The organism is Arcicella sp. GW458-12-2-14-TSB2 (assembly GCF_059423785.1).
Map to the genome: position 1 here is coordinate 1 of NZ_JBWKYN010000200.1, position 10,169 is coordinate 10,169.

The window sequence follows — 10,169 nt, forward strand, 5'->3', positions numbered from 1 at the left end:
ATTGAATTTCAATCACAAATTTTAGCTTTAATAATTCTATAATTTTCAATGATACTTTTGTAAGTATTTTATTCTGAGGGTGTTATAAAAAAAATAAATCCCTTCCCCAAAGGAGAAAGGATTTACGGAAATATCCAAAAACAATCTCAAAAAATTAAATATTTTTATTTCTTTAAAACTACTACTGAGTTTACCAGATAACTATTTTTCTCTGTAATTAAATTATAAACTTTGTTTACTTTTCTAGTTCCAGCTTTGGTAATAAATACGTTAAACTTCTTGAACTTTCTAGTTTCATTTTCGTAAACAAATACACTTTGACCCACCTTTAAATCAGCAATAGTTGTTTTGCCATTTTCAGTAAAAATAGGGTGATTGCCTGTCGCTTCAAGTTCCTTTAATCGATACTTTACTGAAACTGATGCCGTAATCATCTCACTTGGATCTACTAACAATACCTTTACAATGTCAAATTCGTTGTTCTCGTGAATATCCACTTTTTCAACAATCGTAGGCTCTGCTATCTTTTTGTTGGCATTATATGATGTTACAAAATCGCCAACTTTCACTTCGCTAATGTTTTTGATTTCTCCATTAGCCATCGTTACTTTTGCTTCCGCAGGAAAGCAGTATTCATATTTGTCTTCTTCTTTGCCTTTTTCTCCAGCAACGCCCGAGAACTCTTTGGCTAAAACGAACGCAACACATGATGAAAAGCCTGAAACTGATTTTTCTCCATCTTTCAGATCATCAATATATTTACCCCACGTTTCTTTTTCTGCTAATGGATTAGGAACTACTAAACTGATTTTCTTCCCGTCTTTAGGCGTTGTAAAAATCATTAAATTGGCAATTTCTTTCATGCCAGCTACTTCTAATACTTTGTACAAGTAAATTCTTCTTTCTAAACCATCCGAGAACTTAAAAACATACGGAGAAGTGCTGTTGTCTAAGATAAAATTACCATCTTTTACATAAGTATCTTTGTCCAAGTTTTTGATAGCAATTTTCTTTACTGCTTCAAATTCGCTTAGTTTAATACCCATTTTTTCGCCTTCTTGTGCGAAAACGTTAATTGATAAACAAAGTAAGGTTATAAAATATATAATTTTCTTCATGCTGAAAGCTAGTTTTACGAGACAAAGCCTAAGCTCCATTTACTCGTTTATGAATTTGTGTTACTACCGAATTTGCTGACTCTAAAGCACCAGCCATCCAAGCTGTAAGGTGAGAGGTATGTTCCCCTGCTAAATAAATTTCATCATCTGGTTTAATGAGGGCAGGGTAGAAGCGTTTTCTCGCTGATTCACTGTATTCTGCCCATCCTCCCTTTGAATAATTAATTTTTTGCCAAGCTAATGAAAATGAGTTTTCAAATTCAGTTTTATACTGTGGATGAATTTTTCCACCTTGTTCTAATGCTGCTTTCTCTCTATCGGCTAAGCTTAGGTTGCCCATTTTTAACGCCCTATCGTGAAAGTTGTAATAACCTTTTAACACTCCTTTTTTACCCATAAAATTATATGAAGGATAAAAAATTTGTGTGATATCCATATTGGTTTTAGAAATCCCTCCGAATATGTTATCGTCTTCTTCCCAGAATCTTCTTTTAAATTGTAATCCGATTTTACCAGTATTCATATAAGGAACAAAATCAGCCGCTCTACGAATATCCGATGATAAATCAGACGTAATACCTTTTAAAACAGGCAAAGGGATGGTACAAATACAGTAATCGCCTAATATTTCTTTAACAGTACCCATTTTGTCTTTGTAAATAATTTTAACACCAGGCGAGGTTTTTCTTATTTCTTGTACTTCAGCCTGAAATTGAATTTTACCTTCTAATCGTTTGGCAAAAGCATAAGGTAAAGCATCCATTCCACCAACAGGTTGTAACATAACGGGTTGCTGATTGAAAGTATATTCACCAATATTTGAAAAAGCAGGATGAAAAAGCCCCGATTCAATAATGTCATGCAATAAATGTGGTGAGGCTAATTCAGGAGTTTGTTCTCCGTATCCACCTTGACGTTTATATCCATGACGTTCAGAACCTTTGTACTTTTTCATAATATCCAAATCGCCCTCTTCTTTTAAGTATACACTTAATTTTTCAAGGTCTTCTTTGGTTACTTCTTCGTCGAGTGCTTTTTTATCAATTGACTTTGATAACAATTCATAAGTATATCCACGCACGTCAGCATGAATTTCTCTTATTTTAATGGGTTTGTTTGATAATTTACCAGTTCCTTCTGAATAATAATAAGCTCCTTCATTTACGTTCATGAATATCTCCAAGGGGATATTAAATTCACGACAATAGTGTAAAGAAAGCGTATGATTATGTGGAATTCTGGCTGCTCCACCATTATAATAGAGACCTTTATCAAACTTACAAACTTGTGTTGACCCTCCAATCTCAGTTTCTGTCGTTTCCCCTCTTACTGTCCAAACTCTTCCCCCGGGGCGACTTCTTGCTTCTAAAATGGTGACATCATATCCTAATTTTATTAATTCATAAGCACTTGACATTCCAGCTAAACCAGCACCTAAAATAACAATCTTTTTATTAGCCTTATTCCGCTGTAAATTAAGTGGTTTTGCATTGGCTTCAGGTATTAAGCCGAAGCCGAGCATGGTTAGGTAACTGGCAGAGCCAGTTTTTTCGATAAAATCTCTTCTTGTCATCTGTCGCAAATTAGTAATTCCTTGTGAGAATTAAACAAACACGCATTTTCACAAGGAATTACAGAACTAAGAAATAACCTTGGTAAAGGCGTCGGCAAATGCCTTCATTTCGTCCATAGTTCCGATTGAAACTCTGCACCAATGTTGACGATCAAATTCCCATTTTCTAAGCATGACACCTTCTGCTGTCATTTTTGATAGCATATCAGAGCCTTTCATTTTTAGTGGGAAAATCACGAAATTGGCAGATGACGGTATGTATGTATATCCAGCTTTGGTTAAGAATGAATACAAATATTGTTTTGACTCTTCAGTATTCTTTAAAGTCAATTGTTGAAATTCTGTATCTTTAAATGCTGCAATAGCTGCGGCAAAAGAAGGAACAGACATATCAAAACCACCAGAGCAGTATGGTTGAATCATTTTCAGAATCTCTGGTTTAGCAATCGCATAACCACAACGTAACCCTGCAAAAGCATATAGCTTAGACATCGTACGCAACACTAAAACATTTTTACCTGCTTTCACCGCTGGAATCATTGAAGCTGTTTTAGGGTCTTTGGCGTAATCGATATAGGCTTCGTCTGAAAGAACAGTGATTTTGTCTGAAACCTTATCAATGAAAGCACTAAATGATTCAGAAGGGAGTACCGCACCAATTGGATTATTAGGATTGGTAACGTATACCAAGCTTTGAGAACCATTAATTCTGGCAGCCGTAGCATCTAAATCGTATTGATAATCTTTGGTCAAGGGTACTTTTTCCATTGGTACTCTTTCTTCATTGCCAGAAATATAGCATGGGTCACCTACCAGAATCTTTCCTTTTTGCCCATAAGCAACTAAAGAAGCGGTAAGTAACTCTGAAGAACCAGCACCTAATAAAATATAATTTTCAGGAACACCCTCTTTTTCGGCAATCGCTTTGATTAAATCACCACGAAGTTTGAAAGCATATCGGTTTGAATCACCGATGGCACCTATTAATGCTTGTCTAGTTTTTTCTGATGGCCCCCAAGGGTTTTCGTTAGCACTTAGTCTAACAAGCGTTTTGGCAGGTACAGGTATATTAGAATATTCTTGTTCTAGTAAAAACTCAGGGAGAAGGCTATATTGTAGTTCTTGTCTAACTACAGGGCTAGCAGCAGCTTTTTGGATGAATGCACTGGCTGTACTTAAACCAGCGGTTGCAAAAAGACTTTTTTTAAGCCAGTTACGGCGATTAAGATTTGATGACATTTCACACAACGTTTAAGAGTGAATGAATTGATTTAATGATGAAGTTAATAAAGCTTATTACAATACTCAATTAAAACGCTACAAGAAAATTATCTGAACTCCTACGGGGTGATTAACCCCGTAGAATTCGGAAATTGATTTATATAAGTTGATGAAGTATGATTGTTGTACTATTTTTATTTAAAGGTAATTTAAAGTTTTTAAAATCAAAATTGATTTGTGTAATTTTTTCGTTTAAAAATGTATTGATAAATGATAATATATTTAAAAACACTTCTTTTTTCGGTGATAAAATTACTAATTATTTAAATTACTTTGCAAAAGTACATAAAATAAGTTTTTATTTAAATAGAGGGAAACACTCATTTATATAAAAAATGTTGTACAAAAATAATATTCACAACTTCAACCTATAGACTTTCTTGATACGTTTTGTTATTTAACGGATGCTCTTGATAGGCGTGTAAAGGACTGACCTTTATAACTACCACTCCAATTGAGAGGAATGCTGTTCCCAGATACTGGTGCAGAAAGTCCTAGGGCTAGCCAAGTTTTCTCCACACTTATTTTGCCCTTAGCATCCGTTGTTAGCTCAGCCACCACAGCGCCAGTATTACGCAAAGTGATAGTGATTTTAGTATTGGCTACAGGAAGCGAGTCAATTCCTTTTTTATAATCCAAAAGATTCGTCTTGTCTAATTCAAGGATTCTTGCGGATAAAACCACGTTTCCAGTTTTTGTATAGCTAATAGTTGGCTCGGTAGCAAAATCTCCAGGAGCGGTTCCATCAATAGCTACTAAAACAGGTGATACTACTCTTGGTACAAAAGGGTCGTCTACGTTTTTACAAGATACCATCGTTAACAATGCAAAAAGAGCTATTAGAATAATTGGGGGTAATTTATCTATGTGTTTCATGATTGTTCTAATTTAATGTTTAATTCAACTACTGATTTTGCCTTATTTTTCTGCCCACCAAAGTTTAGTTTTCATATCATTTGGTCCGCCGTTTAATTTTTCACCTTCTGCCACATTTTTAGCATTCAACGAATATTCAGAACCAGGATAAGGTAATCTTGTTGGAATGATTGCATTATTTTCAAAAACAGCTCTAGGGTCAGGCGATGGCATAACAGGATACCCCGTTCTGCGATACTCCGTCCAAGCTTCAATACCTTGTCCGAATAATGAAATCCACTTTTGGTCCAATATTTTTTCACGTGTCGCTGTACCCAACTTTGTAATTAAATCGCTAGCGCCTGTAATACCAAATTGTGAGAATGAGGCCGTAATACCTTTTTCAAAATAAGATTGGGCATCACCCGTAATATCACCATCAATGCTAGCCTCCGCCAAAATAAATTGCAATTCAGAATAGGTCATGATTACTTCGGGCGAAGCCGCAGCCGTAAAAAATGTTCCGATGGTTGAACTACTTTCAAGATAAGTAGTAGCGATAGCATCTGGCAAGCCATTGGCATGACCTTCGTATTTACCTGATTTATTAGGGTTACCAAATACTTTAATTCTAGCATCGCTCACACCATTCATTTTATCAACAAGTGTTTTACTTAAATTCCAATCGGTTCTACCATCTTGGATAAGTACCTGATTCCACTCGTTATTACTTGGTAAAATAGTAGTACATTTCAAGGAAGCATTATCATCGTTGCTCGTAAAGATTGGGTATTTTGTAGCATCTGATAAAATTTCACGCATGATTGCTCTTGACTCAACCGATTTTTTAGCGGCCTGACGGTTTGCTAAACGCAAACGTAATGAGTTAGCAAATTTTTTCCATTTCAATATATTACCACTATAAAGAATATCACCAGAAACCGCTGGGCCAGCTACATTCAATTTTTCATTGGCTACTTTCAAATCTTCAAGCATTCCTGCGTAAACTTTTTCCATAGAATCGTAAGCAGGCGTATATACAGGGTCTGTTGCTGTACCTTTTAATGCCTCGCTATAAGGAATAGCGCCCCACATATCAGTGATGATAGAGAATGTCCAAGTACGCATTACCAAAGCAATCCCTTCATAGTTGGCGTTCGGAGCAGTCCCTTTTTCTCCAGAAATAACCATGATTCTGTTGAAGTTTGATTGTGCGTCATTAAAAAAGCCTTTCCAGTTGTTTAATGGCAATGCTTGCGAAATACCGTAGTTGTCACCTTCGTTTGAATAAATATTTCTTGTAAGATGTTGTATCCACAGCGCAGCACCATCCAAGTTTATTCTTTCAAAACGGGTTCTATGTCCCCAGTAGCGGTCGATAGAACTTTCAATACCTGTTGGTAAAAGAAACTGAGGGGTAATCGACGAGGGATTGTTGGGATCAACATTCATTTTGTCGAAAGTACTTGTGCAAGACCCTGACCCTAAAATAATGCAGGCAGCCAGCAGGTATATTTTGCTATATTTTCTCATGTTATAATAATCTTTTTAAATGAATCTGAGCTTTGTAAATTAGTTTCAATACAACCCTCAGAATGATTAAAGTTTATCGTCAGGTTGTGCCTAGAAGCTAAAAGATAAGTTAGCGCCTAAACTTCTTGTTGAAGGTAATTCTCCGTAACCAAAGCCTTGCTTGTTACCACCATTTGCATCAATTTCTGGGTCTTGGTGCGGATGATTTTTGAATATCATCAAGACGTTACGACCAACTGCTGAAATTTTTGCTGATTGGAATCCAAGCTTTTTAACAAGGGCTGTAGGGAGCTTATAGCCGAATGATACCTCACGAAGTTTTACATAGCTACCGTCAAAAATAGCGGCTTCATGATAACGACGTGGGTTGTTATAGCCATAGTATTGGTTGGCACTCACGATGATGTCGTTGGGTGCATATACCTTTGTTCCATCTGGATTAGTAGATACTACCATAACGCCCTTGCCAATTACGCCTTCTTCACGACCAATGGCTGTTTCTGCATACTGACCCGTCCAACGTGCATTAGCCGTCCCTTCATCGAAAATATCACCCCCCATACGTACATCAATCAGCGTAGCTAATGAGAAGTTTTTATAAGAAAATGTGTTAGTGAAACCACCTATCCAATCAGGCTGAATATTACCTAATATTTTTTGCGTTGTTGAAAGCTGTGGCAAACCATTAACCATCAGTAATTGTCCGTCTGGAGCTCTCTCAAAACCATAGCCGTACAATGTTCCGTAAGGCTGTCCAACCCTAGCTTCGGACGTTAAACCACGACGCTCATTTAGAACATAGGTAGTCAAGCCTTCTGCTAATTCAACTACTTTGTTTCTGTTACGAGCAAAATTAAAGCTTACGTCCCAACCAAAACCATTCGATAATTTTAGTGGAGTACCAGAAAGGGTAATTTCAATACCAGAGTTGGTGATTTGACCAGCATTCAAAATACGGGTATTGTAGCCCGAAGCTTTTGAGATTTCTACACCAAGAATTTGGTTCTTGGTTTTTTGTTCATAATAGGTAAGGTCTAAATTTAATTTGCCTTTAAACAAGCGGAGGTCTAAACCAGCTTCAAGTCCAGTAGTAATTTCAGGCTTAAGGGTTGAGTTAGAAATAGTAGTGTTTTCTGCAAATTCAGGCGTCGCTCCGTTCCATGAAGTACCTGCACGATAGGTTTGAGAAAGCTGATAAGGGTCTGCATCGTTACCTACCTGTGCTAAACTGAAACGAGCCTTACCGAATGAAAGTACATCGCCTTTTATTCCTTCTATCAAGTCTGTAAACACAGCACTCAAGGAAGCTGACGGGTAAAAGTATGACCTATTGTTGGCAGGAAGTGTAGATGACCAGTCGTTACGAGCGGTTAAATCTAAGAAAATGGCATTTTTAAATCCTAAATTAACAGAACCAAAGGCACTTTGTACTTCACTTTTGGTGATAGTCGAAGCAATGGTGTTTTGACTTGGTACGGCATTCCCAGCATTATACAATCCATCAATTACTAATTCACCTACATACAGGTAATTCCTTTTATAATAGTTTGTTCTTACGATTCCTCCAACTTGAGCATTAATAGAGAAGTCTTTATTAACGTTTGTATTATACGTTAGTATCGCATCTGTGTTGGTTTCTTGTCTACGAAGTACTTCCTCTGAGAAACGACCAGGGGTGCGGTTCCCATTTCTTACCCTTTCAAAATTGACAATGTTAATACGGGTATCAGACCAAACATCAGTTCCTGTTCTTAGCATTACACTCAACGAAGGCAATATTTTGTAGTTGAAGGCGATGTTACCCACTAGGCGATCTTTGTCATTAGAATACGGCAGTTTTTCTTGAGTATAATATGGGTTAGTAAAGAAAGTATGTTGCCAGTTTGGTGGGTCGCTATCAGGTAGTTTTCCTGCAACGGCACGCTGAATATGTGTACCAGTGTACGACTGCCAGTCACGTAGTTGGTCCCACGAAACATGTCTATGCGACCAGATAAATTCCTGTCCAGAAGCATAACTACGGTTATCAGCCCAAGACTTAATGTATTCGGCAGATAGTGTTACATTAAATTTGTTTGTAAAGTTGTACCCAGAGTTGAATTTGAAGTTATTACGGTGAAAATCATTGAAATACATAATTCCTTTTTGGTCAAGATGACCTAATGATAATCGGAAATTACCTTTTTCATTACCCCCTGATACAGCCACATTGTTTGTAAAAGCCGTACCAGTTTGCCAGAATTCTTGGTAATTATTAGGTTGCGGTGTAAGCGGTGCAACATCTTTGCCTGTCCACCATTGACGCACCAAACGACCATCCATTGGCGCACCCCAGCTTTCGTCTGTACCTTCAGTACCACTTAATGGAGCATTTGGACCATACGCAGCTCTGTATTGAGCAATCTCTGTAGGGTCTGTGATAGAACCACTCCACCCATCATTATACCAAGTACGATAGCCGTTACCACCCCCATAAGTATTTTGAAAATTGGGTGAAATAAAAGGTCTTTCTGCTACAAAATTTGAGTTTACTTCAACCCCGATTCCTTTCATCCCACTACCATTTTTGGTAGTAATCAAAATAACCCCATTGGCTGCTCTAGAGCCATAAAGCGCTGCCGCATTTGGCCCTTTTAAAACCGCAATATCTTTGATGTTATCAGGATTTACTTCTGATAATCCTGAACCAAATTGTTTGTCGAAAGATTGTTGAATAGGTACGCCATCAATAACGACCAAAGGTTGGTTATTACCAGAAACGGATGAAGAACCACGAATCTGGATAGTAGCAGCAGCCCCTGGCCCTGAGCTAGTATTTACCCTGAACCCTGCTATTTTACCAGAAAGTCCATTAGCTACGTTTGAAGACCTTGCTTCTGTAACACTCTCACCTTTAAGTTGTTGTTGTGAGAAACCCAGTGCTTTTTTGTCTCGCTGAACACCTAGAGCTGTAACAACTACTTCGCTGAGTTGCATAATATCAGGTTTCATTTTTACAGAGATGGATGTCTGCGAACCCACGGGAACTTCATAAGGAGCCATGCCTACGAAAGTAAAAACCAATACATCTTTAGATTGACACGCTATGCTAAATTTACCTTCACTACTTGTATTTGTACCACTTGTAGTTCCTTTGATTAATACGGTTACTCCGGGCATTGGAGCTCCATCTTCAGAAGAAGTGACTATACCTGTCACACTTTGTTTTTGAGAAAAGACTGTGGACGAAACCAACAGTATTCCCCATAAGAAGAGTAAAGTTTTGTTCATAAATATTAGTTGTTATATGGTTGGTAATCTAATAATGCAATCGTGATTCAATAATGGCAATAGCATATCAGGCCAGAGATTTTGACATCAAAGGCAACGGTAAATTGGTAGTTGAGATTTTTAAATCAATACGAACATACACACCACTTTGTAAAGGAAAGTGGGGAATAGTGATTTAATAAAATAGTATAAGTTGAAGCGTTGTTTTTGGAAAGTACTATAAATAAAGGAATTAGTTAGTTTGACTTTTGGAAGTCGGGAAATGGTATTCTTTTAGTTTGCTGGTTTTATGTATGAGAAATTATACTTAATGTAAAATTCAAAGAGTTTTATAGAAATGCTAAATAACCATTTTTTATTTCGCTTTTTATTTATTTCTAAGTACGATTATAATGGATTTATTTAAAATACCAAACATAATTCCATGAATTTTTCAAATACAATGTCAAAAAAATATTTTATTATTTAAAATTTTATAATAAATATAATGTTTCTAAGAGGAGTTAAAAATTTATTTAATAAAATGATAATTCTTATTT

Annotated in this window: 7 protein-coding genes; 1 reads left to right on the top strand and 6 read right to left on the bottom strand. The window is 36.7% G+C overall.

What is annotated here, in order from left to right; translation table 11 throughout:
- Window positions 1–164 precede the first annotated feature (164 nt).
- The 6 genes from AC07XN_RS21015 to AC07XN_RS21040 all read right to left on the bottom strand — a co-directional run bounded on the left by AC07XN_RS21015 (window position 165) and on the right by AC07XN_RS21040 (window position 9,630).
- The gene (locus tag AC07XN_RS21015; protein ID WP_494744472.1) at window positions 165–1,118 is read right to left on the bottom strand and encodes a Hint domain-containing protein; all 954 of its coding nucleotides are present in this window, start codon (window positions 1,116–1,118) and stop codon (window positions 165–167) included.
- Between the two features lie 28 nt (window positions 1,119–1,146).
- Window positions 1,147–2,691: a flavin monoamine oxidase family protein gene (locus tag AC07XN_RS21020; protein ID WP_494744473.1), complete on the bottom strand. Its 1,545-nt coding sequence runs from the start codon at window positions 2,689–2,691 to the stop codon at window positions 1,147–1,149.
- Window positions 2,692–2,757: 66 nt separating this feature from the next.
- Complete coding sequence (locus tag AC07XN_RS21025) at window positions 2,758–3,930, bottom strand: pyridoxal phosphate-dependent aminotransferase (protein ID WP_494744474.1); 1,173 nt, start codon at window positions 3,928–3,930, stop codon at window positions 2,758–2,760.
- 435 nt (window positions 3,931–4,365) lie between these two features.
- The gene (locus AC07XN_RS21030; RefSeq protein WP_309912799.1) at window positions 4,366–4,848 is read right to left on the bottom strand and encodes a hypothetical protein; all 483 of its coding nucleotides are present in this window, start codon (window positions 4,846–4,848) and stop codon (window positions 4,366–4,368) included.
- A gap of 42 nt (window positions 4,849–4,890) precedes the next feature.
- Window positions 4,891–6,360 carry a SusD/RagB family nutrient-binding outer membrane lipoprotein gene (locus tag AC07XN_RS21035; protein WP_494744475.1) on the bottom strand — a complete coding sequence of 490 codons (1,470 nt, stop codon included), beginning with the start codon at window positions 6,358–6,360 and terminating at the stop codon, window positions 4,891–4,893.
- A gap of 90 nt (window positions 6,361–6,450) precedes the next feature.
- The gene (locus tag AC07XN_RS21040) at window positions 6,451–9,630 is read right to left on the bottom strand and encodes a SusC/RagA family TonB-linked outer membrane protein (protein WP_494744476.1); all 3,180 of its coding nucleotides are present in this window, start codon (window positions 9,628–9,630) and stop codon (window positions 6,451–6,453) included.
- A 53-nt stretch (window positions 9,631–9,683) separates the two neighbouring features.
- On the opposite strand from AC07XN_RS21040, the gene AC07XN_RS21045 reads away from it, so the two are divergent.
- Entirely contained in the window at window positions 9,684–9,809 is a 126-nt protein-coding gene (locus AC07XN_RS21045; protein WP_494744477.1) for a hypothetical protein, read from the top strand.
- Window positions 9,810–10,169: the final 360 nt, after the last annotated feature.